This is a genomic window from Tabrizicola sp. T74 (assembly GCF_057219935.1).
Map to the genome: position 1 here is coordinate 338,008 of NZ_JBXVVT010000001.1, position 25,388 is coordinate 363,395.

Here is a 25,388-nt window from a genome sequence, read left to right on the forward strand (position 1 = left end):
CGTCCGATGCGGGAGGGGGTCGCCCCCTTCCGCACGTCGTGCCGCTGGTGTCGCTGCGAGGGATCTCGCTGACCTTCGGGTCGCATCAGGCGCTGCGGGGCGTCGATCTGGACGTGATGCCGGGCGAATGCCTGGGCCTGATCGGCGACAATGCGGCGGGCAAGTCCACCGTGTCCAAGGTGATGTCGGGCACCTACATCCCGGACGCGGGCACGATCAGCGTCGAGGGCGAACCGGTCCGGTTCTCTGGCCCCTCCGATGCCCGGGCGCGCCGGATCGAGATGGTTTTCCAGGATCTGAGCCTTTGCGACCATGTCGATGTGGTCGGCAACCTGTTTCTTGGCCGCGAACTGACGCGCGGCCCGTTCCTGGACCAGAAGCGCATGCTGGCCGAGGGGCGGCAGATGCTGGACGCGCTGGAGATTCGCATCCCGCGCCTGACGGCGAAGGTGGAGAAGCTCTCGGGCGGCCAGCGCCAGGCCATCGCCATCGCGCGGGCGGCCAGTTTCCAGCCCAAAGTGCTGATCATGGACGAGCCGACCTCGGCCCTTGCCGTGGCCGAAGTCGAGGCGGTGCTGGCGCTGATAAACCGGGTCAAGGCCAAGGGCGTCGGCGTCGTCTTGATCACACACCGCCTGCAGGACCTGTTTCGGGTCTGCGACCGGATCGCGGTGATGTATGAAGGCACCAAGGTTGCCGAACGCCGGATCGAGGAGACGAACCTGCAAGAGCTGGTCGATCTGATCGTCGGGAAGGGGTCGCATTGATGTCCGCCTACTCCGAACGCACCAAGGGCTCTCCGCTGGCGGATTTCGTGGCCGAGAATGCGCAGGTCCTGTCCATTGCGGTGTTCTTCCTGGCCTGCATGCTGCTGTTCAGCGTCCTTACGCCCACCTTCCTGACGGCGGGCAACCTGCTGAACATCGTCCGGCAGGCGGCGCCGGTGCTGATCGTGGCGGTGGCGATGACGCTGGTGATTACCACAGCCGGGATCGACCTGTCGGTCGGGTCCACCGTGGCGCTGGTCAACGCCGTGGCGGCGATTGCGCTGGCGGCGGGGCTGGACTGGATCATTGTCGTTATCCTGATGCTGGTCCTCGGCGGGCTGATCGGGGCGATCCAGGGCTGGTTCATCGCCTATCAGGGCATCCCCGCCTTCATCGTGACGCTGGCTGGCCTGTCGATCCTGCGCGGCTATGCGCTGTATCTGACCGAGGGCTATTCGATCCCGATCACCGACGTGCCCGGCTTTTTCTGGCTGGGGCGCGGGACGCTGGCGGGGTTCCCGGTCCCGGCGCTGATCTCGATCCTGGTGGCCATCCTTGGCTTCGTCGTCATGCTGCGCACGCGGTACGGGCGGCAGGTGGTGGCCGTGGGGTCGAACATGGAGGCGGCGCGACGGGTGGGGATGCCCGCGCGCTGGACGGTGGCCTCGGTCTACATGGTCTCGGGCGTCGCCTGCGCGATGGCGGGCCTCTTGATCGCGGCGCGGCTTGGCTCGGGGTCATCCAACGCGGCGGTCGGGTTTGAACTGCAGGTCATCGCCGCGGTGGTGCTGGGCGGCACCTCGCTGATGGGCGGCAAGGCCAGCATGCTGGGCACGGTTCTTGGCACGATGACGATTGCGGTGATCGGCAACGGGCTGATCCTGGTCCACATCTCGCCCTTCTTCACCCAGATCGTGACGGGCACGATCATCCTTCTGGCGATCTGGATGAACACGAAGCTTTTCAGCGGTGGCTTGCGGCTTGGAAGGAAACCGAAATGACGGAACTGTCAGAGGCCCATGTCGGGTCGGGTCGGGTGATGACCGTGAACGGCCCGATCCCCAGCGCCGATCTGGGTGTGACACTGATGCACGAGCATCTGCAGAACGACTGTTCCTGCTGGTGGCACCCGCCTTCCGATCCCGCACGGCAGTATCTTGTGGATGGCCCGGTGCGGATCGAGATCCTGTCCGAGCTGCGCCAGGACCCCTTCGTCAACAAGCACAACATCGCGCTGGACGAGCTGGACCTGTGCATCGAGGAAGTCGGCGCCTTTGCCAGGGCGGGCGGGCGGACAATTGTTGACCCGACCTGTCGCGGGATCGGGCGCGATCCGGTGAAGCTGCGGCGCATCGCGGCGGAAAGCGGGCTGAACATCGTGATGGGGTCCGGGTATTACCTTGCCTCCTCGATGCCTGATGAGGTCGCGCGGCTGTCCATCGACGACATCGCCGACCAGATCGTGGCCGAGGCGCTGCACGGCACCGATGGCACCGATGCGAAGATCGGGCTCATCGGCGAGATCGGGGTGTCGTCCGACTTCACCGCTGACGAGGAGAAGTCCCTGCGTGGGGCGGCGCGGGCGCAGGTGCGGACCGGATTGCCCCTGATGGTGCATCTGCCGGGCTGGTTCCGCCTTGGTCACCGGGTGCTGGACATCGTCGAGGCAGAGGGGGCGGACCTATCCCACACAGTCTTGTGCCACATGAACCCCTCGCATGACGACTGGGACTACCAGCGCCGGGTCGCGGAACGCGGGGCCTTCATCGAATTCGACATGATCGGGATGGACTACTTCTATGCCGACCAGCAGGTGCAATGCCCCAGTGACGACGAAGTGGCGCGGGCGATCCTGCGGCTGGCCGACGCCGGGCATCTATCCCGTGTGCTGCTGTCGCAGGACGTGTTCATCAAGATGATGCTGACGCGCTATGGCGGGAATGGCTATGCCTTCGTGCAACGGCATTTCCTGCCGCGACTGGCACGACACGGTATGGACGCCGCGTCGCGTGATATGCTGATGACAACCAATCCGCGGCGCGTGTTCGACGCGTCCATTGCATGAGGGCGGCATGACAACCAAGGTGCTTCTGGTCGGCGAAAGCTGGGTTTCCTCGGCCACCCATTACAAGGGCTTCGATCAGTTCGGCAGCGTGACCTTCCATCTGGGGGCCGAGCCGCTGGTCGAGGCGCTGAAAGGCTCCAGCTTCGAGCTGACCTACATGACCGCACATGACGCGGTCGAGAAGTTTCCCTTTGAGATGGAGGGGCTGGATGCCTATGACGTCATCATCCTGTCGGACATCGGGTCAAACTCGTTCCTGTTGCCGCCCGCCGTGTGGCTGCGGTCGCAGACCGTGCCGAACCGGCTGCGGCTGATCAAGGCCTGGGTCGAACGCGGGGGCGGGCTGTTGATGGTGGGGGGCTATTTCAGTTTCCAGGGCATCGACGGCAAGGCGCGCTGGCGCAAGACCCCGGTCGAGGATGTGCTGCCGGTCACCTGCCATCCCTGGGACGACCGGGTTGAGATGCCCGAAGGCGCGGTCGCCGAGGTGATGCAACCCAACCACCCGGTCATGGCGGGGCTGGACGGGGCCTGGCCCTTCGTCCTGGGCGTCAACGAGGTTGAGGTGCGCCCCGATGCGCAGGTTCTGGCGCGCATCCCGGAAGACCAGGGCGGCCATCCCTTGCTGGTCCTTGGTGTCTACGGCAAGGGGCGCACGGCAGCCTGGACTTCGGACATCGGGCCGCACTGGCTGTCACCGGCGTTCTGCGGCTGGGAGGGATATGGTCGGCTGTGGAAGAACCTGCTGGGCTGGCTGGCACATGATCGGAACTGACGGCCGTTACGGCTGCTTCAGGATCTCTGCCAGTTCGGCCCGCGTCGGGAAGGCCGCCCCCGTGCCAGGGCGCGACACGGTGATTGCTGCTGCCGCCGCCGCATGGCCGAGGGCGCGCGGATCCAGGGCCACCCCCCGCAGGGCAGCCGAGGCGAGCGCGGTCGCCATGAAGCAGTCCCCTGCCCCAGTGGTGTCCACGACCCTGCAGGGCTGCGCGGGCACGAAGGCATCTTCCGATGCCGTTACCAGGCGCGCGCCCTTCGCCCCCAGCGTCAGGACGACCTGCCGCACGCCCGCCGCCAGCAGAGCGTCGGCGCCCCCCAGCGCCGCGGCTTCGCTTTCGTTGACAAAGGCCATGTCCACCAGCGCCCAGAGTTCCGCAAAGAACGGGCGCAAGGGCGAGGGGTTGAGCGCGGTCTGCATCCCCTTCGCCCGGGCCTGCCGCAGTGCGGCGGTCGTGGTTTCCGCCGACAGGTTGCCCTGCAGGACCAGAAGATCGCCCGCCCTGGCACCGGCAAGCGTCGCGCTTGCGTCCTCGGGCCTTAGCCCGGATGCCGCCGCATTGGTGGTGATGACGGCATTGTCGCCCGCCGGCGTCCGCAGGATGATCGAGACATCGCTGGCCACCCCCGGAATGCGCACAAGGTCGGTCTCCAGCGGTTCTGTGGCCAGCCGGGACCGGATGTCCTGGGCGCGGCTGTCGTCCCCCACGGCAGCGCAGAACCGGCAGGGCAGCCCGGCCCGGCCCAGCACAATCGCCTGGTTCGCACCCTTGCCGCCCAGATCGACCCCTGCGGCCTGCGCGTGGATCGACGCACCGAACGCGGGTGGTTCCGCCACTGTCATGGCCTCGTCCAGGGCCACATTGCCGATCACGAAGGCGCGCATGTCGTCGCCGCTTTCCACTTAAGGGTCCTGCCATGCAAACCATATCCAACCGCAGCTCGGGCGCGATAGGCGAAATCTTCGGGCGCGAGAAAGCCCTGATCGGAATGATCCACTGCCCGCCCTTTCCCGGCTCGCCGCGATATCGGGGGGCGACGATGGAGAGCATTTATGACGCCTGCCTGCGCGATGCCGAGGCGCTGATCGCGGGCGGGATGCATGGGCTGATCGTGGAAAACCACGGCGACATTCCGTTTTCCAAGCCCGAGGACATCGGCCCCGAGACCCCGGCCTTCCTGTCGGTCGTCACTGACCGGGTCAGGCGCGCGACGGGCGTACCGGTCGGCATCAACGTGCTGGCCAATGCGCCCCTGCCCGCAATCGCCACGGCGGTTGCTGGCGGGGCGGCGTTCGTCCGGGTCAACCAGTGGGCCAACGCCTATGTCGCGAACGAAGGCTTCATGGAGGGTCGCGCGGGCGAGGCGCTGCGCTATCGCTCGCTTCTGCGGGCCGAGAACGTGCGTATCTTCGCCGACGCCCATGTGAAGCACGGCAGCCACGCCATCGTCGCGGACCGGTCCGTTGCCGAACTGACCCGGGACCTGGCGTTCTTCGATGCCGATTGCGTCATCGCCACCGGCCAGCGCACCGGTCATGCGGCCAGCCCCGAGGAGATCGACGAAGTCGCGGCGGCAACGCATCTTCCGGTCCTGGTGGGATCGGGCGTCACCGAAGACAACATCGCGGCCATCCTGTCACGCACCAGCGGCGTCATTGTCGCTTCGTCGTTGAAGACAGGCGGGGTCTGGTGGAACCCGGTGGACCCGGAACGCGTCAAGCGGTTCGTCGAACGGGCAGCGGCAGGGCTCTGACGTCGGCCCGTCCGACCCGCCGTTCCGGCGAAGTGCCTCCAATCCACAGGCGGCAAACCGGATTACGCGAGGGTCCAGAAGGATACGTGTCGCGAGGTGGCTTCGTCGCCCTTTTAGCCCCTGACCGGGCCACTCGACACGGTCCGCAAAGGAAACTTAAGGATGAAGCTTGCGCCGGTCGCTGCGGGCCCAAGCTCGATCGTTGCGCCATGGGCCTGCAGGAGGTTCCGCACGATGGTCAGGCCCATGCCCGTGCCCTCCGAACTGCGTCGGGTCGTGAAGAAGGGATCGAAGATGCGCGAGGCATTGCCCACAGAGATTCCATGCCCATCGTCGGCGATCTCAAGCACAAGATCGGGGCCATGTGACCCGGCGCGCAGGGTGACGACGGCGGCTCCGTTCTCTGCAGCGTTGCGAAGAAGCTGGGTGAGGACAATCTTCAGGCCACCCACGCCGATCGGGATGGTTCGGGTCGTGTCCTGAGCATCGAGAGTCAGCATTGGCCATTCGGCGCGCAAGGCAGGCAGGACATCGTCCAGGGCCGACTGGCCGAAATGGCGCGTTTCGCGTGCGCGGACGGCATCGCGAAGGGCGGCGAGCTGCGTCTCGATCTGGACCGTGGCCCCTTCGATCTGCGCCACCAGCGCTGCATCATCGGGGTTCAGGGTGCCCCCGTCCCGCAGAAGTTCAGCCGCTGCGCGGATCGCCGTGACCGGGGTGCGGAGTTCGTGGGTCACGTGATCGCTGAAGGCACGGATAGCGGTTTCGCGGTCGCGCAAGGTTTCGGCCATGGCGATGACGCTGCGCGCGGTGGCGTGCAGTTCCTGGGTGCCGAAATGGTCCGGCGGGACGGGGACGCCGCCGGCCTCGGTCGAGACGGCATAGGCTTCCAAAGCGCGGATCGGGCGCAGGAGGAGGCGGATCAAGAGCCAACCCAGAAGGGCCGTGGCAAGGGTGATGGCGGCGGCAAGCAGGATGGCCGCTGTCCAGAAGCCGATGTCCGGCCCAAAGTGGCGGAGCGCGACAAGGCCGAGAAGGGAAAGGGCCAGTGTCCCCGCCAGGGCACCGCCAAGCACGAAGGCCAGGCTCGGCCGCCAGCGCCGGGTCACGGGGCCGCCCGCAGCCGGATGCCCTGGCCGTGCACCGTCTCGATCACATGGGCGCAGCCGTTCTCCATCAACTTGCGCCGCAGATTGCGGAGGTGGCTGTCCAGCGTGCGGTCGGAAACCTGGCTGTTCGGCCCCCAGATCGCCACCAGAAGCTCACGCCTTGGCACCAGGCGGGCATGGTCTCGCATCAGCCGCTCCAGGAGACCGAATTCGGTTGCGGTCAAGTCGGCCTCGCCCCCGGCAATGCGACAGATGCGGGTGCGGGTATCCAGGGTCAAGGGCCCAAGCTGCAATTGCGCGCCCGAGGGCGAACCCGCGCTGCGCTTGAGGATCGCGCGGATGCGGGCCACCAGTTCGCGCGGGCTGAAGGGCTTGGTCACATAGTCGTCGGCGCCAAGCTCCAGTCCCAGGATGCGGTCAATCTCGTCATCCCGGGCGGTGAGGAACAGGATCGGAACCTCGGACCGTTCGCGGATCCGGCGGCAGGTTTCGAACCCGTCCATCTCGGGCAGGCCCACGTCCAGCACGACCAGATCTGGCGCTTCACGGGCAGTCTGGACCAGGGCCTGTCTGCCGTCGCTGGCCGTGAGGACGTGGTGACCGGCCCGTTCCAGTGCGATGCGGACAAGGTCGCGCAGGCGGGGGTCGTCGTCCACGATCAGGATCTTCAATGCGGTCTCTCGGTTGGCGCCACACGTTGAACATAGCGGCTGGCAGCCCAGGTCCGGAAGCCCCATTCCCGCCAGTCGCGCGTCTCGGGTAGCGTCATGCTGCACTGGCCAAGATCAAGCCAACCGTCCCGCATGATGCCAAGCCCGCTGTCCAGGATCGGACCGGCCGCAAGCGGGCCAAGCGCACAGAGATAGCTGCGGTCGGGATCGGGCTGGCGCAGGTTATGCGCGGCAATGACCTGGGCGAAGTTGACGAAACAGCACGCATAAAGCACCCCTGTGCCCAGCATGAAGCTGCGCGCAAGCAGCCAGGGGTTCGGCCTGTCGCGCAGGACCTGCCAGAAGATCAGCCCCAGGCCTGCGGCCACGACCGCCATCCAGATCAGCGCGTAGAGCCGCAGGTAGGTCAGCGAAAAGCCTTCGATGTAAAGCTCCAGCCGCAGCGCTGCTGCCGCGCAAAGGACGACGTTCTGTGCCAGCCAGAGCAGGAGCAGCGGCCGGATCGCCCGCGTGCTGCCAAGGAACGGCCGGGCCACCAGCGCGAAGCCCCCTGCCAGGATCGCCGTTGCGAACAGCGGATAGGCCCCGCGATGTGCGAACTCGGCCAGGGTCATGCCGGGGGGCAGCGTCGCGCCACCCAGAAGGATGGTGATGTCGGTCAGCGTCTGCAGCGCGATAAGCAGGTTGAAGACCACCAGCGCGCGCAGGACCGAGCCGGAGTGCAGGCCAAGCCCCGGCAGGACCGGGCTGCCCTGAGGTCCGGACGGCGCAACCGGAAGGGGCGCGAGGAAAGGCGCGATCATCAACGCGATGCCAGCCCAGAACAGCCCACGGCGGACGGCTTGTGCCAGATCGAGGTCGGGGGTCAGGACGCCGGAGAGAACCGGGTTTGCCTGCATGAGCAACGCCAGGATGACAAGGCCTCCGCCCAGCGGGAAACCCCAGTCCTTGAGCAGACGCCGAACCTCTCCGACGTCGCCCGTCACTGTCAGGGCCCTGGCCGGGTTCAGGCGCACGGCCCATTCCAGCGGCAGGCGTGACATGAACCGAAGGGTCGATCGCGCGATCGCATCGCCCGGCGCATCGGGATGGCGCGCCCAGACCAGCGCGGCGACCAGGCCAGCGGTCAGGAAGGCCAGGGACAAGGGCTGCGCGTGTTGCGCGACCGGCAGTGCGGCGAGGGCCAGAAGCGCTGCCGGCCGCTGCCATTGGCGAAGACGCGCATCAAGAACAATGATGACGAAGACGGCCGCTGCAAACAGCGCCGCAGAGAGCCCGACGTTTGCCCCCCAGAACAGGGCATCGGCAAGCAGGACAAGGCCGAGGACCGAAAGAGTGCGGGGCAACCGGCCGGAAGGTGCCCGGGATGCCGGGGCAGGGACGGCGTCCTCGGGCGTGGCTGAAAGCCACCAGGCGTCCCTGGCAAGACCGGGCGGAACGCCGTTGAGGATAAGGGGGCGGGGCATGGTGCTTCTCCTGCTTTGCTCTGGCGCACCGTGAGCAAAGATCCGTGCAAGCCATGCGGACAGGTTGTGCAGGGTTCGTGCAGTTCCATCCAAAGTTGGCGAAGACCAGTCAGCAATCGGAATGCCGAAGCGCCCGACGTTCTCCAGCATCGTAGCGGTGATTGTGGAAGCTACGTGGCATCCCTACCCCGCTGGGCGAAGACCGGTCCTCACCGCCCTTCGCGGAACCTTCCAGGACCTGGACTGGCAATCCCAACTGGGCGTCAGGCCGTGATGAACTCGCGGACGAAGGGCGTTGCGGGCTTGGCGCGGATGTCCTGGGGTTTGCCGATCTGTTCGATGCGGCCCATCGACATGACGACGACGAGGTCGGCCAGCTCCATCGCCTAGTCCTGGTCGTGGGTGACGAAGACGGTGGTGAGGCCCGTGGTGTCGTGGATGTCGCGCAGGCCCTGGCGCAGCTCCTTGCGGACCTTGGCGTCGAGCGCGCCGAAGGGTTCATCCAGAAGGAGCATGCGGGGTTCGATGGCCAAGGCGCGGGCGAGGGCCACGCGCTGGCGCTGGCCGCCGGAGAGCTGCGAGGGGTAGCGCCCGCCGATGTCGGGGAGCTGGATCAGGTCGAGGAGCTTGGTGACCCGCCGGGCGATTTCCGCCTTTTGCGGTCGGGTGGCGCGGGGGCGGGCGTTCAGGCCGTAGGCGATGTTGTCGAACACCGTCATGTGGCGGAAGAGGGCGTAGCTTTGGAACACGAACCCCGCCCGGCGTTCCTGCACGGTAAGGCCCGTCGCATCCTGCCCGTCAAAGAGGACCCGGCCCGAGGTCGGGTATTCCAGGCCGCCCAGGATGCGCAGAAGCGTGGTCTTGCCCGAGCCTGAGGGGCCGAGAAGCGCCACCAGCGGCGCGATGAGATGGCGAGCGATGTGCTCGGCAGGATCACGTGGCAGAGCGTGTGGAGCCGCGAGGCGCCGAGGGTGGCGCTGGCCTCTTCGACCTCACGCACGATCTCTTCGATCACCGGCTGGACGGTTCGGGCGACGAAGGGCAGGTCGACTGCCGCGTCAAGAATGCGGCAGCCCGGAAAGCGGTAGCGCACCAGGACCCAGGCGAGGAGGACGCCGAAGACCAGGTTCAGCATGGCCGCGAACAGGGACAGGCGAACGACAGGAACAGCGCGGTCCAGACGCGTTCACGGTTCACCGTCTCCCAGATCACGGCCAAACCGTAGTTGGCACCCTTCAGAAGAGGGGCGCCGAACGGGATCAGGGCGACGACGGACAGGATCGTGAGGGTGATCCCCATGCTCAGGCCCAGTCCGGGCCTGGGGGTCCGGTGGATCACCGGTCCCTTCATCGCCACGCTCACTTCGGCACGTAAATCTGCTCGAAGCTGCCGCCGTTGGCGATGTTCGCCTCGACGAAGGCAACCGGCGGTTCGGCCAGCACGGAAAGCGAGGGGACCACGATGTCGAAAGGATCCTCGCCCAACTCCATCAGCGCGAAGTAGGCCTCGTTCTCCCAGGCGAGGAGCACGTCGCCGATCCCGTTCTGCGCGAAGGTGGTGGTCGAGCCGCGCGGCGTCGTCCAACACAGGGACGTTCTTGTAGAGCACCCACGAATTCCTTGGGGTCCTTGCCGTTCTTCTCGGCCCAGGCCCAGGTGGCCAGGTAGTTCCAGCGCGCGCCTCCGCTCGTCTTCGGGTTCGGCGTGATCACCTGGACGCCTTCGGTCACCAGGTCGCCCCAGTCCTTGATCCCCTTGGGGTTCCCTTCGCGGACTAGGAACACGATGGGCGAGGAGTTGTTCGGGAGCTTCGCCAGCCAGTCCTCGGGCAGGAGCCCGGCCTTCGCGAGGCGGTCGATGTCACTCGCCAGCGCCAGTGTCGGTGCCTCGTTGCCCTGGGCGACCCACCAGGCGCTGAAGGCCTCTTTGAACTCACGAAAGAGCTCGCGCGCCGGGTCGTAGCTGACGTTCAAGAGGCTCTCGGCCTGGACCGGGGCAGGTGCGGCCCCAAGCCCCAGGATCGCTGGCGCCACCCCGGCAAACAGATTGCGCAAGCGGCTGACGGGCCAGCCGGTCAGGCGGGGCTTGCCGTCGGCGATGGTGATGCGGCCATCGTCATGCTGGCGGGCGACGGGGCCCTTGGCCTGGATGCCCCCGGCAAGGGTGATGGTGGCGAACTTGGCTGTCTCCTTGGATCTCGGAAGCGGGTGATAAGCATCAGTCCCTGGATGGTTTGTGGCAGGTGGAGAGACGTCATGCGGCACCTCCGATGGGTTCAATGCGGGCTGCACTTGACCCGGTGGGTGAGGTCGGTGCGGCGGTCCACCAGGCGGACGGCACAGGACGGGGCGGCCAGGGGGCGAGGCGCCTGATCGGCGCGACTGCGGGGGAATGCGGTGGCATTCATCGTCATCTCCTTCGCTGGCTGGCGGTGCGGGATGCTCGGTCGATACCTAAATAACGAGTGAGACGGTCGGGTATTGCAAAGGAATCCTCACGCCAGAGATGGTCGTGATTGGAGGAAAAATTCTCTCGATCCAGTCAAGACTGCAGAGCGCGCGCCCTTGGGATAATCTTTGGAAATCAGATGGTTGCGGCTATTGCGCCGCACCGATGACCTGGTCGGCCACCGCGCCGGACTTCAGCATGTCCTCCAGCGTCAGCGAGTCGATGATGAGGAGGTAGGACCAGAACACCTCGGCAAAGACCTTGCGGATGCGGCAGGTGGCCTCATCGGTGCAATCCTCGCAGCGCTGGTAGGCGCGACGCGACAGGCAGGGCAAGGGCGCGATGGGCCCGTCGATGGTGCGCAGAAGTTCCGAGATCGAAACCTCCTCCGGGCGCTTCAGCAGGCTGTAGCCCCCTGCCCTGCCCCGGATCGAGGCGATCACGCCTGCGTTGCGCACTTCCAGCAGGATGTGTTCCAGAAACCGCTTCGGCGTGCCCGAGCGTTTGGCGATTTCCTCGATGGTCAATGCCTGCGGCCGGTCCCTGGCGGCTTCATCCCCCAGGACCAGAAGGGCCTTCAGCGCGTACTTCATCTTCTGCGTGATCATGCAGAAAGGCTATGCCCGGGAAAGTCGAGAATCAATGTGGGAACGTCTCGGTCCCCGACATGGCGGCCCATGACGGGCTGTACAAGCGGCTGACCGATGCGGTGCCGATCAAGAACGTGACCAGCCATTTCGCGATGGAGCGGATGAAGTTCACCACGGCCTATCCGGTCGACACGCGCACGCGCTGAGCCGGGCCTAAGCCCCGCGCGCGGCCCAGGCGCGGGCGATGTAGGTCGCGGTCATCAGGTCCAGATGCGCCCCGCCGCCGTTCTTGGCGATGGTGATCTCGTCATCCGACCGGCGGGCGAACAGCGCGGGATCGTCGTAGAAATCGGCGATGATGTCGGCTTCCGTGATCGCGCCATGGGCGATGGGGTCCATCAACTCGCCGATGTGGTGGATCGTGGTGGCGCGGGCATCGACGAAGATGCGCGCGCGGGCCATGGCGGTGTCGTCGACCTCGCGCATGCCCGGCTTGTAGGCTCCGATCAGGTCAAGGTGCTGGCCGGGTTGCAGCCAGTCGCCCTGGATCAGGGGCGCAGTCGCCATGGTGGCACAGCAGATCACGTCGGCCTTGCGCACTGCTGCCTCCAGATCATCGGCCACAGGCAGGCCCATCGCTTCGGCGCTGGCGCGGGTCCGGCTCCAGACGGTGAAGCGGGCGTCGGGGAAGAGAGCAGAATAGGCCTGAACCATGCTGCGCGCGACGGCACCGGCGCCGACGAGGAGGAAATTGCGCGACTCCTTCCGGGCCAGGCGCGAGGCGGAGAGGAGGCTGTCGCCCGCGGTCTTCCACTTGGTGACCAGGTGGAAATCGACGATGGCGCTCAGGTCGCCGGTCACGTCGTCGAACAAGGTTACCGCACCAAAGATGGTAGGGATGTTGCAGGCCGCGTTGCCGGGGAAGATGGTCGCCACCTTGACCAGGGCGCCGAGGCCGTCGATCCAGGCGGCGCGGTCCAGAAGCGTGTCCTGGCCACGATAAAGGAACATGTCCTTGATCTCGGCGCGCGGCAGGCGGTGCCCGGCTTCGAAGGCATCGAGCAGCCCGCGCCAGGTGAGGAGCGCTTCAGCGTCCTTGGGAACGATCTCGGTCACAGGCCAGCTTCCTTCCGTGTCAGTAGTCCTTCCGCCACCAGCCGTTCGGCCCAGCCTTGCCAGCTTTCGAACTGGTGCGTGCGCCAGCCGCGCCGGGCGGCGGCGGTGACGTTTTCGGCCTTGTCGTCGGTGAAGAGCAGACGGTCGGGGGCGATGCCGCAGTCTTCTTCCACCGCCTGGAAGATGCGCGGGTCGGGCTTGGAAATCAGCAACCGGCCCGAGACATATTCGCGGTCGAACTCGTTCAGGAAATCCAGCTTGGTGCGGGCTTCCTCGTAGGAATGGCTGCCGAAGTTGGTCAGGCAGAAGACCGGCACGCCCCTGCCCCGCAGCGCGCGGAGCAGCGCGATGGAGCCTTCGATCCGGGGGGACGCCAGTTCGACCCAGCGGTCGTACCAGAGGCGGATTTCCGGTGCCCAGGCGGGGTTGCGGTCGGCGCAGTCATAGATCGTTTCGCGGAACAGGGCGCCCGCGTCGATCTGGATGTTCATGCCGATCAGGTCAACCTCGGCGAACAGGCGACGACGGCGGTCTTCGCCGATGACACGGTCGTAGAAGGCCTCGGGCTGCCAGCAGGTCAGCACATTGCCGATGTCGAAAAGCACCGCCTCAGGCTGCATCCGTTTCCCGTTTCCGCGCCGTTTCCCGCCAGATCACATAAAGGCCGGAGCCACAGATGAGCGCAATCCCCACCCAGGACACGGCATCGGGGAAGGTGCCGAAGACCACGAGGCCCCAGAGGATGGCCAGCGGCATGCCGACATATTCGAAGGGCGCGATCAGGCCGGCCTCGGTCGTGCGGTAGGCCTGCGTCACCATCAGCCCGCCGATGCCCACCGACAGGCCGGTGGCCAGGAAGATCGGCCAGTCCTGCAGGGGCGGCCAGATCCAGGGGCGGAACAGGAAGGCCCAGAGCGGGTCGTCGGTGGCCAGATGCCCGTCGCCAACCCAGAGGCCCATCCCCAGGCTGACCACGATGAACCCGGCCTGGACGTAGAAGGACAGGGTCATGGCGCTTTCGGTCCCGCCCATCTGGCGTGCCAGGAGGTTGCCTGCGGCATAGAGGACGGCAGAGATCAGGACGAGGAGTGCTGCGGGCTGGATCACCCCGGCGCCCGGGCGCAGCATGACGATCACGCCCGCCATGCCGATGATCACAGCAGCCCAGCGCCGGGGGCCGACTTTCTCGCCCAGGAAGACGATGGAAAGAAGGGTGATGACGATCGGGCTGACGTAGGCGACGGCGATGGCATCGGCCAGCGGCATGGCCGCGAGGCCGACGAAGAAGGTGACGTTCGACACCATCACGATCAGGACCCGTACCAGATGCGTGCCGGGGCGGCTGGTGGAGATCTGGCCGAACCCGCGTTCGGACCAGGCGATCACCACCAGGATGAAGGCCATGGCAACGAAGGCCCGGATCAGGATGACCTGATGCAGCGCATAGCCGCCCGACAGGAACTTGATCGACACGTCGTTGATCGAAAAGATCAGCGTGCCGCCGATGGCGTAAAGGATGCCGGTCAGGGCGGGGGAACGGGCCATGCGAGGAGATGATCCGGGCGGGCCGGGTGCGTCTGTCCTGCGCGCGACATCGGGTGACGCGGGCAGGCGTCGTCTGCGGCCTAACGCCTTGATCCTAGGGCGAGGTCGTCCCGGCTGCGGCGGTCAGTTCGTCGACCTTGGCCTGCAGGGCTGCGACCTGGTCGGTCAGCGCGGCCTTCTCGGCCTCAAGCGAGGCGGCCTTTTCGATCAGCGCGGTCCGCTCGGTCTCCAGCGCGGCGAGCCGGTCGCTCAGGGCCTTGGCATCGGCTTCCGCCTTGGCGGCGGCTTCAAGCTTTTCCGCCTCGAGCGCGGTTACCTTTTCCAGAAGGGCGGCGGCTTCCGTCTCGACCGCAGCTGCGGCGGCAGCGGCGTGGGCTTCGCTTTCGGCGGACATCGCGTCAAGGCTGGCCTGCGCCTCGGCCATCTGCTTTTCCAGCGCGGCCTTCTCGCCCTCGATCGTCACCAGCGCGGTTTCCTTGGCCTGCAGCCCGGCCTGCAGTTCGGTGACCTTGCGGCTGGACTGGTAGGCGTAGAAGCCCAGGATGGCCAGCGAGGCCACCACGATGGCAAGGACAAGGTTCTTCATCCGCAACTCTCCGGAACGGCGCTTCCGGTCGCACCTGACCACATGCGCCGCCATCGCACAAGCGCGTTGCAGGGGGGCAAAGGACCAGACGGTCAGGCGGGGTCGGCGAAGACCTGGACCCAGTAATAGCGCAAGGGCACCCGGTTGCCGCGGATCGGGCGGTCGTCGGCCTGGTAGACCAGCGCGATCCCGGTTTCTTCCATCCGGCAGTTCAGGATGTTCTTGCGGTGGCCCGAGCTTTTCAGCCAGCCGCGCACCACCTCGCCGGCCGAGGTGTGCCCCGCCGCGATGTTTTCCGCCGCTGCACGGTAGCTGTAGCCCTGCCGCTCGATCCGGGTGGACATCCGGCTGCCATCCTTGCCGGCATGGGCGAAGAAGTTCTGTTCCGCCATGGCCCGGGCATGCGACCGTGCCGCCGCCATCAGTTTCGGATTGGTCCGCAAGGGCCCGCAGCCTGCCTTGGCGCGTGCCGCATTGATCGAGGACAGGACGGAATCTGTCGGACCTGCGGTGACGGGCGAGGTTATGGCCAGAGAAACGGCAAGGACGACCCCGCTAACCCAGGAAAGCCTGGGCGTGGAAGGACACGTGGTCCTCCATGAAGGTCGAGACGAAGAAATAGCTGTGGTCATAGCCCTTCTGCATCCGGAACGTGCCACCTTGCCGTGACGAAGCCATCGCTTCCGCCAGCGCCTCGGGGCGAAGTTTATCTAGGAACTGGTCAGAACTCCCCTGATCGACCAGCAGCGGGCCATCGAACCCCCGGCGCCGCATCAGCAAAGTGGCATCATGAGCCGCCCATGACGACTCATCTGTTCCCAGATAGGCGGAAAATTGCACGCGGCCCCAGTCACTCGCCGTCGGGTTGCAGATCGGAGCGAAAGCCGAGGCAGAGCGGAACCGGCCTGGAAAGCTCATCGCGATGGTCAGGGCACCATGGCCGCCCATAGAATGGCCGGTGATGCCCTGCACCTCTTCGGCCAGGGGGAAGGCGTTGAAGAGGAGGCGGGGAAGTTCCTCGGTCACATAATCCCACATCTTGAAATGCGGGGCCCAGGGTTTCTTGGTGGCGTTGACGTAGAAGCCCGCCCCCTGCCCCAGCGCGAAGTCGGGGTCGTTGGCGACGCCCTCGCCGCGCGGCGAGGTGTCGGGGAACACGAGCGCGATGCCCGCCTCGGCCGCCCAGCGCTGCGCGCCCGCCTTGATCATCGCGTTTTCGTGCGTGCAGGTCAGACCAGAGAGGAACCAAAGGAGCGGGACCGGCCCATCCTCGGCCTGGGCGGGCAGGAAAAGGCCGAAGGTCATGTCGCAGGCGCAGGCGAGGGAGGCATGGGTGTAGACCCCCTGAACGCCGCCGAAGGCCCGGTTTTCCGAGACGGTCTTCATATGTAGCCTCCCTGGCTGATCAACGCGATCACCGCTGTCACGGTCAGCACCGAGGCCGCCGTGGACAGCAGGATCGCCGTGGAAACCCGTTGCGGCGCAACGCGATAGTGCTGCGCCAGAATGAAGACGTTGCCCGCGACCGGCAAGGCCGCCGCGGCGATCATCACGCCGGCCTGATAGCCGGTGACCCCGAACAGCCAGCAGGCCCCGGCGACGGCCAGCGGATGAAGGACCAGCTTGGCAAACGAGAGCCAGGCCGCGACCTCGACCCGTTCGGCGGACCGGCCGGCCAGCGAGGCGCCGATGGCAAACAGCGCGCAGGGCGTGGCTGCGGCGCCGAGGATGGTCATGAACTCGGTCACCGGGCCGGGCAGGGCAAGGCCGGTGGACCCCCAGGCGATGCCGAGGCCGACCGAGACGATCATCGGGTTCTTCAGAAGGCCCATGGCCAGGATGCCAAAGGTCTGCGCGCTGACCCGCCCGGCGCGCAGGCCGGTGATGACCATGGTCAGGATCGAGGAGAACACGATGAGATCAACCGCCAGCATCAAGAGCACCGGCCCCACGGCCTGCGGCCCGAGGAGAAGTGCGAGCATCGGAATGCCGAGGAAGCCCACATTGCCGATAACGCCGGTATGCGCCTCGAACACCGCCTCTTCGGCACTGGTGCGGCGGGCCAGGGCCACGGCGGCGACGATCAGCCAGACGGTGGTCGTCGCGAGGAGATAGGCAAAGACGAAGGACCAGGAGAAGATCGCAGACAGGTCCAGGCTGGCGGCAAAACCGAACAGCATGGCCGAGAGCGCGAAGTAGAAGACGAAACGGGTCAGGTAGGCGGTCGCTTCTTCCGAGAAGAACCGCGTCCGTCCGGCAATGTAGCCGACCCCGATCAGGGCAAAGAAAGGCAGCGTCTTCAGAAGTATCGCCAGCATGGCTGCACTGGTGTCACGCAAGGGCGGAAAGGGCAAGACTGCCGGTCAGGAATCGGTTCGGACGCGCGGAAACGGACCTTTGCCCAGGGCAATTCCGGGGTCCGTTCCCCCGGGCCTGATGTGGCAAAACCGGGGCAGGCAGGCCATGCCGCAACGCGATCAGTCGCCTGCCAACTTCCAGCATTGCTTGGTTAATTCCGCAGCTCTTGGCGGAATCTGCCCCAGTAAATCGTGGATTCAAATCAATTCATTCAAAGGCACATGGATGGATTGTGGCGAAAAAGGAACGAAATGGCTTCACGTTTTGGCCTAACTCCTTGGCTAAACCTGAACGGTGCCAGGCTGCAATTCAGGGGGAAATGCGGGCCTTGGCGGAACGGGTAGGATGATGACGGCTGCCGCGCTAAGGATCGATACGGGCGATGGAGGCCCCAGCAGCGACGAGTTGCCGGTTGGCACCCGACTGCTGTTCGGGCAGTATACCATCACGTCGTTCGTCAACAGTGGCGGGTTCGGGATCGTCTATCTGGCGACCGACTCGCTGGACCGCTCCGTCATCATCAAGGAATGCTTCCCGACCGCCTATTGCCGGCGGGTCGGCACCACCGTCGGGCCGCGGTCTCGGGCGCAGGCCGACGACTTCCGCGCGGCGGTTCGCCATTTCGTGCAGGAAGCGGTGACCCTGTCGCAGCTGAGCCACCCAAACATCGTCAAGGTGCATCAGGTCTTCGAATGCAACGAGACCGCCTACATGTCGATGGACCATGTGCAGGGCTATGACCTCTTGCAGACGGTCGAAGGCAGCGCGCCGCCGCTGACGCCGAAAGAAATCATCGCGCATCTGGAGGCTATGCTGGATGCGGTCGGCCATGTGCATGCCCAGGGGCTCTTGCATCGCGACATCTCGCCCGACAACATGATCCTGGACGTGGCCCGGGGCCAACCGGTGCTGATCGACTTCGGCGCCTCGCGCAAGGAAGTGAACCGGAAAAGCCGGGCCGTGTCGGGCCTGCGGGTGGTGAAGGACGGCTATTCGCCGCAAGAGCTTTATGTCAGCGGCAGCAAGCAGGCGCCGTGCAGCGACCTTTATGCGCTGGCGGCAAGCTTCTATCACCTGATCTCGGGCGAGACGCCCAAGACCTCGCAGGAACGGCTGTCGGCGATTGCCGGACGCGAGGGCGATCCGCTGCGGCCGCTGGCGGGGCGGTTCCGGGCCTATCCGGTGGAATTCCTGCGCGCCATCGACAAGGCGATGTCGATCTTCCCGCGCGACCGGCTGCAGTCGGTCGACGAATGGCGCGCGATGCTGGCGACCCCCGCTGCCCAGTCGCGGCCGAAACCCGTTGCCGTGCCCTCGGTGCCGGTCGACACGCTGCTTGCCAAGGTCAAGGCGATCTCTTCGGAAGTGGCGGCTGCGATCGCCGCACCCGAAGCGCCGGTCGATGCCGCCGCTGCCCGGATGCCATCGTCACCTGCGTCGATGCCGTCGCGGGCACCCTCGGTTGCGGCAGAGCCCGACCAGCCAGAGCCCGCCGTGGTCGACCCGAGCACCCGGCGCGCGGGTACGTTCCAAAGCCCGAAGGACGTTCTGGTCACCGCAGCGGCGGCCGCGCTCTTGCTGGTTGGCCTGCTGTCGCTGCCCGGCTTGATCTCGAAGTCGCCGGTCCAGACGGTCGCGCCTGCCGCGGTTGCGTCAGGGTCAGGGGCGGAACCGGCCGCGGCGCAACTGCCGGTGGTGAATGCAGTGCACCTGCCGAACGGCATGGTGTTCGAGGCGATCGAGACGGCGACCGGAACGATGACGATTGTCGCTGCGTTGCCGGAAGGCCTGAACAGCAACCTGCAGGTTGGTGACGTGCTGCTGGTCTATACGGCGTCGGGGGAAACCCTGGGCACCGGCACCGCCCTGAGTGAGATACTAAAGCGCGAGTTTGCGCTTGGCGTTACAACTTATGATTTTGTCGTTCGTCGTGGTGATCGTACAGTGGACGCAGGGTTCCGGCTGGAGGCCGGTTGATCTGCGCAAGCGGAAAGCAGGACTGGGGAGAGACTATGGTAAAGTTCCTTCGCTCTATCTTCGGCGAGAATGATGCAGAAGCCACGACGCCGGGCTCGATCGAGGCTGGACCGGACCCGGTGATGGCCGCCCTTGCGGAACTTGAGGTCAAGCGGCTGCGCGAGGCGCTGGCCGCCGCCACCCCGGCCCAGGCCCCGGCCACGGCGCCCGAGCCCGAGCCGGAGGTCGCGCAGGACATTGCGATCCCGCGGCCAAACCGGGTGGTGAAGGTCAAGGCCCCGCTGCCGGAAGGTGTCGCCCCTGCCGCGCGCGGCATCTGGGATATCGAGGACGAAACGGCAAGGGCAGCCGTTCTGCCGGACTATGCCGAAGGCACTGTCGGGGCAGGCCCGCGTCGCCCGACCCGGACCAAGACCCGCGTCCTGGGCTTTGAGGCGCAACCGGCCGAGGTTGTGCCCCTGTTCGAAGGCGCCGAGCATCTGCCGGCTGCCACGCCGCCGTCCTTGGGCAAGGGCTATGTGATGTTCCCGGCCGGCTGGCTGATCGTGAAGGAGGGGCCCGGCAAGGGTGCCTCGTTCGCGCTGTCGCAAGGGATTTCGCACATCGGGCGCGGCGCGGACCAGACCGTGTCGCTGGACTACGGCGACATGGCGATCTCGCGCCAGAACCACGCGGCGATCGCCTATGATGCGACCACCCATGAATTCCACATCGGCCATGGCGGCAAGTCGAACCTCGTCCGGATGAATGGCCGCCCGCTGCTGTCGACCGAGCCGGCCCGCGATGGCGACGAGATCCAGATCGGCGAGACGACGCTGATTTTGAAGGTGCTGTGCACGCCTGACTTCAACTGGACATCCCACGAGGAGGTGGAAGGAGACGGGCATGATATGGCGATCGCGTGAACCCCGTTACGACGTCGCGTCCGGAATCAGCCAGGGCGCGCGGGACTATCAGGAAGACGCGATCACCGCGGACTTCCCGGTCGGTGCCGAAGCCGGCTTTGTCGTCCTGGCCGATGGCATGGGGGGCCATGCCGCGGGGGATGTGGCGTCCAAGATCGTCCTGACCGAGGTCTATTCCGAGCTGAAGTTCCATTACGCCGATGTCGATGCCTTCGAGCGTCGGGCGCCCGAGATCCTGCGCGGCGTGGCCGAGTTCGCCAACCAGACTCTCCGCGACCATGCGATCAGCCATCCGGAAACCGAAGGCATGGGCGCGACGCTGGTCGTCCCGGCCCTGGTCGAGAACCGGTTATGGTGGATTTCCATCGGCGATTCGCCCCTGTTCCTGTTCCGCAACGGCACCCTGAGCCAGCTGAACGAAGACCATTCGATGGGTCCGCAGATCGACTTCATGGTGCAGTCGGGCCTGCTGGATGCCCGGCTGGCCGCGAACCATCCCGACCGCAACTGCCTGGTGTCGGTGCTGATGGGGTCGAAGATTTCCAAGATCGACTGCCCGGCGGAACCGGTGACGCTGAAGGCCGGGGACATTGTCATCTGTTCGTCGGACGGGCTGCAGTTCCTGTCCAATGCCCAGATCACCAAGGTCCTGGCAAAGTACCGCAAGGCGCGCTCGACTGAGATTGCCGAACGGCTTCTGGAAGAGATCTACAAGCTGAACGATCCCGACCAGGACAACATCAGCTTTACGATCATCAAGGTGAACGACGCCTCGGTGCGGCCGAAGATGCCGAACGCAGTGCGGAATGCCGTTGCGGTCACCCGCCCGCGCGGTCTGACCAAGGTGGTGGCCGCCCCCGCGCTGGTGCCAGTCCTGACCGAAGTCGCAAGCCAAGCTGTCGAACCCGAGGAGGCCGCGACCATCGTCAGCCAGCCGGTAGCGGAGGAGACGGCAACCGTGCCCAGCCTGGCCGCCGTAGAGGAAACGGCGACCGTGGTCAGCTTGCCCATCGTCGAGGAGACCGCGACCGTAGTCAGCCTGCCTGTCGTTGAGGAATCGGCGACCGTGGTCAGCCTGCCCGTCGGCGAGGAGACCGCGACCGTGGTCAGCCTGCCGGTTGTCGAGGCTGTCGAGCCTGCGGCGGCGCAGCAGGAAGCAGAACCAGAGGCGGCGGAAGTGGAGGACCTGACACCGGTCAAGGTTGTCACCCCGCGCCGGTTCGCGGCCCTGGCCTAGGGGCTGTCAGCCCCGGAGCACTGTCATGATCCGGTCAAGCGGCTTTTTCCGCTTGGCCACTTCCGGGACCGTGGCGGTTTCGGCCGGATAGCCCACCGGCAGGATCATCACCGGCTTTTCATGGTCCGGCCGGCCGCACAGGGGCCCGAGGAACTTCATCGGGTTCGGCGTGTGTTCCAGGCACACAAGGCCCGCATGGTGGATCGCCGTGATCAGCATCCCCGTCGCGATGCCGACGCTTTCCGGGACGTAGTAGTTCTTGTAGCGCGTCCCGTCCTCGGTCACGCCATAGCGCTGCGCGAAGACCACGATCAGCCAGGGGGCGTCGGTCAGGTGCGGTTTGGAAACGCCCGTCCCGATCGGCTCCAAGGCCGCCAGCCATTCGTCCCCGGCCCCGCCCTGGTAGAAGGCGCGCTCCTCCTCCTCGGCGCCATCGCGGATGCGGGCTTTCATCGCCGGGTCGCTGATCGCGACGAAGTGCCAGGGCTGGTGGTTGGCGCCCGAGGGCGCGGTCCCGGCAGCGGCGATGCAGGCGGCGATCACGGCTTCGGGCACCGGGCGGGTGGAATAGTCGCGCACCGAATGGCGCTTCCGCATGTAGGTCAGGAAGTCCTGCGCCGCAGCCAGCGCGGCCGCATCGTCCTTCTGAACCCGGTCCGGCAGTGGCAGCGCCTGATACCGGACCTCGCCCTTGCGATACATCACCCGCCCCCGATCAGAACCCCCGCAGCGAAGACCAAAGCACCGCCCACGACGACCTGCAAGGCCGCGCGAAGGAAGGGGGTTTCCATATAGCGGTTCTGGATCCAGGCGATGGCCCACAGTTCCACGAAGACGACGATCATCGCGATGGTGGTGGCGGTCCAGAAGTCGGGGATCAGGTAGGGGAGCGCATGGCCAAGGCCGCCAATGGTGGTCATGACACCCGAAGCGATACCGCGCTTCAGGGGCGAGCCGCGGCCCGACAAGACGCCGTCGTCATGCGCGGCCTCGGTGAACCCCATCGAGATGCCCGCGCCGACCGAGGCCGCAGTGCCGACCAGGAAGGTCGTCCAGGTGTCCTGGGTGGCAAAGGCCGTGGCAAAGATCGGTGCAAGGGTCGAGACCGAGCCGTCCATCAACCCCGCAAGTCCCGGCTGCACCCAGGTCAGCACGAACTGGCGCTTGGCGGTCTGGTCCTCTTCTGCCCGGGCATCGTCAGGCAGGTGGGTGTCCTCCAGCCGCTGGGCGTGGCGTTCGTGACCGGCCTCGGCTGCGGCGAGGTCGCCCAGCAGTTTGCGCGTCGCTGCATCCTGGGTCCGGGCGGCGGCGCGGACATAGAAGTCATGCGCCGTCTTTTCCATGGACGCCGCCTCGCCGCGCATGGTGTCGAGCGACAAGTTCTGCGACAGCCAGACGGGCCGCCGGGCGTAGAAGCCCGCGACATGCTCGCGGCGAATCAACGGGATGACGTCACCGAAGCGCACGCGGTGCAGGTCGATCAGGCGCTGGCGGTGGCCGTCCTCCTCGACCGCCATGCCGTCGAAGACCGCCGCCGAGGCCGGGTAGTCCGCCCGCAGTCGCTCGGCAAAGCTGCGGTAGATGCGAGCGTCATCCTCTTCCGAGGAAATCGCCAGCGCCAGGACCTCTTGTTCCGACAGGTCGGAGAAGCGGCGGCGGAAGGTCAGGGAGGACAGCAAGGCGGCACCTTTTCTGGAATGATTCTAATCTAGGCGGCTATGCTGCGGGTGCAATGCAAAAATATGAACTCTGCGGTTCAGAATCGGCTTGCCAAACTGAACTGATCGGTTTAGATACGATTCTGAACCGTAGAGTTCAAAATGGAGATCGAAATGACCCGTATCGCCCTTGTCCTTGCTGCTTCTCTGTCGCTTGCGGCCCCGGTTGCCGCCCAGTCGCTGAACATCCTTCTGCCGACGCTGACCTTCCCGACCGACACCGTCACGCCCTCGACCAAGGGCTGCGCGCCTGCCGTGACCACCGGCACCTGCCAACTGGCCGAGTGACCGTCGCCTTGCTTGCCGCGCCCGACCGCGATGCTCTATGGTCCCTTCCAGGGGGACCGATGAACGTTGCTACCGATCATGGCGTCAGGCGCGGCCGCAAGTTCGACCAGGTGCTGGACGGCGCCCGGAAGATCTTCATGCGCGACGGGTTCGAGCGCGCTTCGGTCGACGACATCGCGCGTGAGGCCGGGGTGTCGAAGGCCACGATCTACGCCTATTTCCCCGACAAGCAGCTTCTGTTCCTGGAAGTCGCGCGCTGCGAGTGCCATCGCCAGACCGAAGAGGCCGAGGCGATGGTCGAAGGCGATGTCCCGGTGCGGGTTGCGCTGACCATTGCGGCGGAACGGATCGTCGCGTTCCAGCTGTCGGATTTCGGCCAGCGGATGTTCCGGATCGTGGTGGGCGAAGGGGAACGGTTCCCAGGCCTTGGCCGCCAGTTCTACGATTTCGGGCCGGGGCTGATCCATCAGCGGCTGGTCTATCACCTGGGCTGCTATGTCCAGTCCGGGGCCTTGAAGATCGACGATCTGGAGCTGGCGGCGGACCAGTTCGCGCAGCTGTGCAAGGCCACGATCCATGAAAAGCTGATGTTCGGCATGGCCGAGACGATCACGCCGGACCTGGCGCACCGGACGGTGCATGGCGCGGTTGAGATGTTCCTAGCGCGGTATGGCGTGAACGGGACCCAAATTTCTTAAGTAAGAAATTTGTCAAATTCCTTGCTTAAGGAATTTGGTCACCCGTTCTCGCGGAGAACGGTGCCCGCCAGGTAAAGCGAGCCGCAGATCAGCACACGTGCGTCCGGGGACGTCGCCGCGATCCCGGCCAAAGCCTCGGCCACCGAACCTGACGTCTCGGCCTGCATCCCTGCCGCGCGGGCGGCGTCGCGCGTTGTTTCCGCAGGCAGGGTGTTTTTCTCGCCCGGGATCGACACCGCATGCAGCTTGGTCACCTGGGGCGCGAGCGGGCGCATGTAGCCGGTCACGTCCTTGGTGTTCAGCATTCCGCAGATCAGATGCGTCTCGCGCTTCGGCATCCGGGCGAGCGTCGCCGCCACCGCTTCGCCCCCCGCCGGGTTGTGGCCTCCATCAAGCCAGAGCTCGATTGAGGGTGCCAGATCGACCAGCGGCCCCTGACGCAGGCGTTGCATCCGGGCGGGCCAGTAGGCGTTCGTCACCGCCTCCTCGCAGGCGACCTCATCACGACCGAGCATCCGCAATGCAGCGATGGCGGCGCCCGCGTTCTGCACCTGATGGGGGCCGGGCAGGTTCGGCATGGGCAGGTCCAAAAGCCCGTTCTCGTCCTGATAGATCAGCCGCCCGCGTTCCTCCCAGACGTTCCAGTGCTGGCCGAAGACCCAAGGGGCTGCACCCATCGCGGCGGCCTTGGCCTCGATCACCGCCAGACCGTCGGGATGCTGCGGGCCGACGATCACCGGCACCCCTCGCTTGATGATCCCGGCCTTCTCGCCAGCAATCTTGGCGATGGTGTCACCGAGGAAGGCCTCATGGTCCATGCTGACCGGCGTGATGATCGTCAGGCGCGGTCGGTCCACCACATTCGTCGCATCCAGCCTGCCGCCCAGGCCGACCTCCAGCAGCGTCCAGTCCGCCGGGACGCGGGCAAAGGCCAGGAAGGCGGCACAGGTGGTGATTTCGAAGAAGGTGATCTCGTCCGGCCCGTTCGCGGTGACGCATTCGTCGAGGAGTTGCGTCAGGAGTTCTTCGCCGATCAGCTCCCCGGCCAGGCGGATGCGTTCGTGGAAGCGGGCGAGGTGCGGCGAGGTGTAGGCGTGGACGCGGTCGCCACCTGCTTCAAGCCCCGCGCGGATCATCGCCTGGGTGGACCCCTTGCCGTTCGTCCCGGCGATGTGGATCACCGGGGGAATGGCGCGTTCGGGGTTGCCAAGGGCTGCCAGCAGCCGTTCGACGCGGCCCAGGGTCAGGTCGATCACCTTGGGATGAAGCGTCATCATCCGTTCCAGGATGACGTCAGAGCCTTCGGTCATGGC

Annotated in this window: 27 protein-coding genes and 3 pseudogenes; 11 read left to right on the forward strand and 19 right to left on the reverse strand. The window is 66.1% G+C overall.

Features of this window, described 5'->3' with window-relative positions:
* The first annotated feature begins 47 nt into the window (after positions 1-47).
* The 4 genes from AC2EAL_RS01740 to AC2EAL_RS01755 are packed head-to-tail and all read left to right on the forward strand — an operon-like array spanning position 48 to position 3,607.
* Positions 48-767, forward strand: a complete 720-nt coding sequence (locus AC2EAL_RS01740) for an ATP-binding cassette domain-containing protein (protein WP_484722447.1) — start codon at positions 48-50, stop codon at positions 765-767.
* The gene (locus AC2EAL_RS01745; RefSeq protein WP_484722448.1) at positions 767-1,768 is read left to right on the forward strand and encodes an ABC transporter permease; all 1,002 of its coding nucleotides are present in this window, start codon (positions 767-769) and stop codon (positions 1,766-1,768) included. Before AC2EAL_RS01740 ends, AC2EAL_RS01745 begins: the two co-directional genes overlap by 1 nt.
* On the forward strand, positions 1,765-2,832 hold the full coding sequence (locus tag AC2EAL_RS01750; RefSeq protein WP_484722449.1) for a phosphotriesterase family protein: 1,068 nt from the start codon (positions 1,765-1,767) through the stop codon (positions 2,830-2,832). The genes AC2EAL_RS01745 and AC2EAL_RS01750 overlap by 4 nt, the downstream gene beginning before the upstream one ends.
* A 7-nt stretch (positions 2,833-2,839) precedes the next feature.
* Positions 2,840-3,607 (forward strand): glutamine amidotransferase, encoded by a 768-nt coding sequence (locus AC2EAL_RS01755; RefSeq protein WP_484722450.1) that lies wholly within the window; start codon positions 2,840-2,842, stop codon positions 3,605-3,607.
* 6 nt (positions 3,608-3,613) lie between these two features.
* Here the strand turns inward: AC2EAL_RS01755 and AC2EAL_RS01760 are convergent, their stop codons facing one another.
* Positions 3,614-4,513, reverse strand: a complete 900-nt coding sequence (locus AC2EAL_RS01760) for a PfkB family carbohydrate kinase (RefSeq protein ID WP_484722451.1) — start codon at positions 4,511-4,513, stop codon at positions 3,614-3,616.
* A 14-nt stretch (positions 4,514-4,527) separates the two neighbouring features.
* Between AC2EAL_RS01760 and AC2EAL_RS01765 the strand changes: the two genes are divergently transcribed.
* Positions 4,528-5,364 (forward strand): BtpA/SgcQ family protein, encoded by an 837-nt coding sequence (locus AC2EAL_RS01765; RefSeq protein ID WP_484722452.1) that lies wholly within the window; start codon positions 4,528-4,530, stop codon positions 5,362-5,364.
* Between the two features lie 113 nt (positions 5,365-5,477).
* On the opposite strand, the gene AC2EAL_RS01770 is transcribed toward AC2EAL_RS01765, so the two are convergent.
* The 8 genes and pseudogenes from AC2EAL_RS01770 to AC2EAL_RS01805 all read right to left on the reverse strand — a co-directional run bounded on the left by AC2EAL_RS01770 (position 5,478) and on the right by AC2EAL_RS01805 (position 11,665).
* Complete coding sequence (locus AC2EAL_RS01770; protein ID WP_484722453.1) at positions 5,478-6,473, reverse strand: sensor histidine kinase; 996 nt, start codon at positions 6,471-6,473, stop codon at positions 5,478-5,480.
* Complete coding sequence (locus AC2EAL_RS01775; protein ID WP_484722454.1) at positions 6,470-7,144, reverse strand: response regulator transcription factor; 675 nt, start codon at positions 7,142-7,144, stop codon at positions 6,470-6,472. The genes AC2EAL_RS01770 and AC2EAL_RS01775 overlap by 4 nt, the downstream gene beginning before the upstream one ends.
* On the reverse strand, positions 7,141-8,610 hold the full coding sequence (locus AC2EAL_RS01780) for a DUF4153 domain-containing protein (RefSeq protein WP_484722455.1): 1,470 nt from the start codon (positions 8,608-8,610) through the stop codon (positions 7,141-7,143). The genes AC2EAL_RS01775 and AC2EAL_RS01780 overlap by 4 nt, the downstream gene beginning before the upstream one ends.
* Positions 8,611-8,873: 263 nt before the next feature.
* Positions 8,874-9,506: pseudogene (locus AC2EAL_RS01785) on the reverse strand (sulfate/molybdate ABC transporter ATP-binding protein); the annotation flags it as partial.
* Between the two features lie 29 nt (positions 9,507-9,535).
* Positions 9,536-9,960, reverse strand: a pseudogene (locus AC2EAL_RS01790) (ABC transporter permease); the annotation flags it as partial.
* A 29-nt stretch (positions 9,961-9,989) separates the two neighbouring features.
* A pseudogene (locus AC2EAL_RS01795) lies at positions 9,990-10,663 on the reverse strand (sulfate ABC transporter substrate-binding protein); the annotation flags it as partial.
* 221 nt (positions 10,664-10,884) lie between these two features.
* Entirely contained in the window at positions 10,885-11,016 is a 132-nt protein-coding gene (locus tag AC2EAL_RS01800) for a hypothetical protein (RefSeq protein WP_484722456.1), read from the reverse strand.
* Between the two features lie 190 nt (positions 11,017-11,206).
* Positions 11,207-11,665, reverse strand: coding sequence for an Rrf2 family transcriptional regulator (locus AC2EAL_RS01805; protein ID WP_484722457.1), 459 nt, complete (start codon positions 11,663-11,665; stop codon positions 11,207-11,209).
* Positions 11,666-11,724: 59 nt separating this feature from the next.
* Here AC2EAL_RS01805 and AC2EAL_RS01810 point away from each other — a divergent pair, with 59 nt between their 5' ends.
* Positions 11,725-11,853, forward strand: coding sequence for a hypothetical protein (locus AC2EAL_RS01810; protein ID WP_484722458.1), 129 nt, complete (start codon positions 11,725-11,727; stop codon positions 11,851-11,853).
* Positions 11,854-11,860: 7 nt separating this feature from the next.
* Here AC2EAL_RS01810 and AC2EAL_RS01815 read toward each other — a convergent pair whose 3' ends face one another.
* The 7 genes from AC2EAL_RS01815 to AC2EAL_RS01845 all read right to left on the reverse strand — a co-directional run bounded on the left by AC2EAL_RS01815 (position 11,861) and on the right by AC2EAL_RS01845 (position 17,212).
* The gene (locus AC2EAL_RS01815) at positions 11,861-12,763 is read right to left on the reverse strand and encodes an ornithine cyclodeaminase family protein (protein WP_484722459.1); all 903 of its coding nucleotides are present in this window, start codon (positions 12,761-12,763) and stop codon (positions 11,861-11,863) included.
* A complete protein-coding gene (locus AC2EAL_RS01820; RefSeq protein WP_484722460.1) occupies positions 12,760-13,383 on the reverse strand; it encodes an HAD-IA family hydrolase in 624 nt (207 codons plus the stop codon). Before AC2EAL_RS01820 ends, AC2EAL_RS01815 begins: the two co-directional genes overlap by 4 nt.
* Positions 13,373-14,308, reverse strand: coding sequence for a DMT family transporter (locus AC2EAL_RS01825; protein ID WP_484722461.1), 936 nt, complete (start codon positions 14,306-14,308; stop codon positions 13,373-13,375). Before AC2EAL_RS01825 ends, AC2EAL_RS01820 begins: the two co-directional genes overlap by 11 nt.
* Before the next feature lie 94 nt (positions 14,309-14,402).
* Positions 14,403-14,894 (reverse strand): hypothetical protein, encoded by a 492-nt coding sequence (locus AC2EAL_RS01830; protein WP_484722462.1) that lies wholly within the window; start codon positions 14,892-14,894, stop codon positions 14,403-14,405.
* 92 nt (positions 14,895-14,986) lie between these two features.
* Positions 14,987-15,526: a CAP domain-containing protein gene (locus AC2EAL_RS01835; RefSeq protein ID WP_484722463.1), complete on the reverse strand. Its 540-nt coding sequence runs from the start codon at positions 15,524-15,526 to the stop codon at positions 14,987-14,989.
* Complete coding sequence (gene fghA / locus AC2EAL_RS01840) at positions 15,450-16,280, reverse strand: S-formylglutathione hydrolase (RefSeq protein ID WP_484722464.1); 831 nt, start codon at positions 16,278-16,280, stop codon at positions 15,450-15,452. The genes AC2EAL_RS01835 and fghA overlap by 77 nt, the downstream gene beginning before the upstream one ends.
* Positions 16,277-17,212, reverse strand: coding sequence for an AEC family transporter (locus AC2EAL_RS01845; protein WP_484722465.1), 936 nt, complete (start codon positions 17,210-17,212; stop codon positions 16,277-16,279). The genes fghA and AC2EAL_RS01845 overlap by 4 nt, the downstream gene beginning before the upstream one ends.
* Before the next feature lie 385 nt (positions 17,213-17,597).
* Between AC2EAL_RS01845 and AC2EAL_RS01850 the strand changes: the two genes are divergently transcribed.
* The 3 genes from AC2EAL_RS01850 to AC2EAL_RS01860 are packed head-to-tail and all read left to right on the forward strand — an operon-like array spanning position 17,598 to position 21,371.
* On the forward strand, positions 17,598-19,229 hold the full coding sequence (locus AC2EAL_RS01850) for a serine/threonine protein kinase (RefSeq protein ID WP_484722466.1): 1,632 nt from the start codon (positions 17,598-17,600) through the stop codon (positions 19,227-19,229).
* A 35-nt stretch (positions 19,230-19,264) separates the two neighbouring features.
* A complete protein-coding gene (locus AC2EAL_RS01855; protein WP_484722467.1) occupies positions 19,265-20,134 on the forward strand; it encodes an FHA domain-containing protein in 870 nt (289 codons plus the stop codon).
* On the forward strand, positions 20,115-21,371 hold the full coding sequence (locus AC2EAL_RS01860; protein WP_484722468.1) for a PP2C family protein-serine/threonine phosphatase: 1,257 nt from the start codon (positions 20,115-20,117) through the stop codon (positions 21,369-21,371). The genes AC2EAL_RS01855 and AC2EAL_RS01860 overlap by 20 nt, the downstream gene beginning before the upstream one ends.
* 6 nt (positions 21,372-21,377) lie before the next feature.
* Here the strand turns inward: AC2EAL_RS01860 and AC2EAL_RS01865 are convergent, their stop codons facing one another.
* Both AC2EAL_RS01865 and mbfA read right to left on the reverse strand, forming a co-directional pair.
* Positions 21,378-22,073, reverse strand: a complete 696-nt coding sequence (locus AC2EAL_RS01865) for a nitroreductase family protein (RefSeq protein ID WP_484722469.1) — start codon at positions 22,071-22,073, stop codon at positions 21,378-21,380.
* The gene (gene mbfA / locus AC2EAL_RS01870) at positions 22,073-23,050 is read right to left on the reverse strand and encodes an iron exporter MbfA (protein ID WP_484722470.1); all 978 of its coding nucleotides are present in this window, start codon (positions 23,048-23,050) and stop codon (positions 22,073-22,075) included. Before mbfA ends, AC2EAL_RS01865 begins: the two co-directional genes overlap by 1 nt.
* A gap of 153 nt (positions 23,051-23,203) precedes the next feature.
* On the opposite strand from mbfA, the gene AC2EAL_RS01875 reads away from it, so the two are divergent.
* Positions 23,204-23,377: a hypothetical protein gene (locus AC2EAL_RS01875; protein ID WP_484722471.1), complete on the forward strand. Its 174-nt coding sequence runs from the start codon at positions 23,204-23,206 to the stop codon at positions 23,375-23,377.
* Positions 23,378-23,436: 59 nt separating this feature from the next.
* A complete protein-coding gene (locus AC2EAL_RS01880; protein ID WP_484722472.1) occupies positions 23,437-24,075 on the forward strand; it encodes a TetR/AcrR family transcriptional regulator in 639 nt (212 codons plus the stop codon).
* A gap of 38 nt (positions 24,076-24,113) precedes the next feature.
* Here AC2EAL_RS01880 and AC2EAL_RS01885 read toward each other — a convergent pair whose 3' ends face one another.
* Positions 24,114-25,385, reverse strand: coding sequence for a bifunctional folylpolyglutamate synthase/dihydrofolate synthase (locus AC2EAL_RS01885; protein ID WP_484722473.1), 1,272 nt, complete (start codon positions 25,383-25,385; stop codon positions 24,114-24,116).
* Positions 25,386-25,388 lie beyond the last annotated feature (3 nt).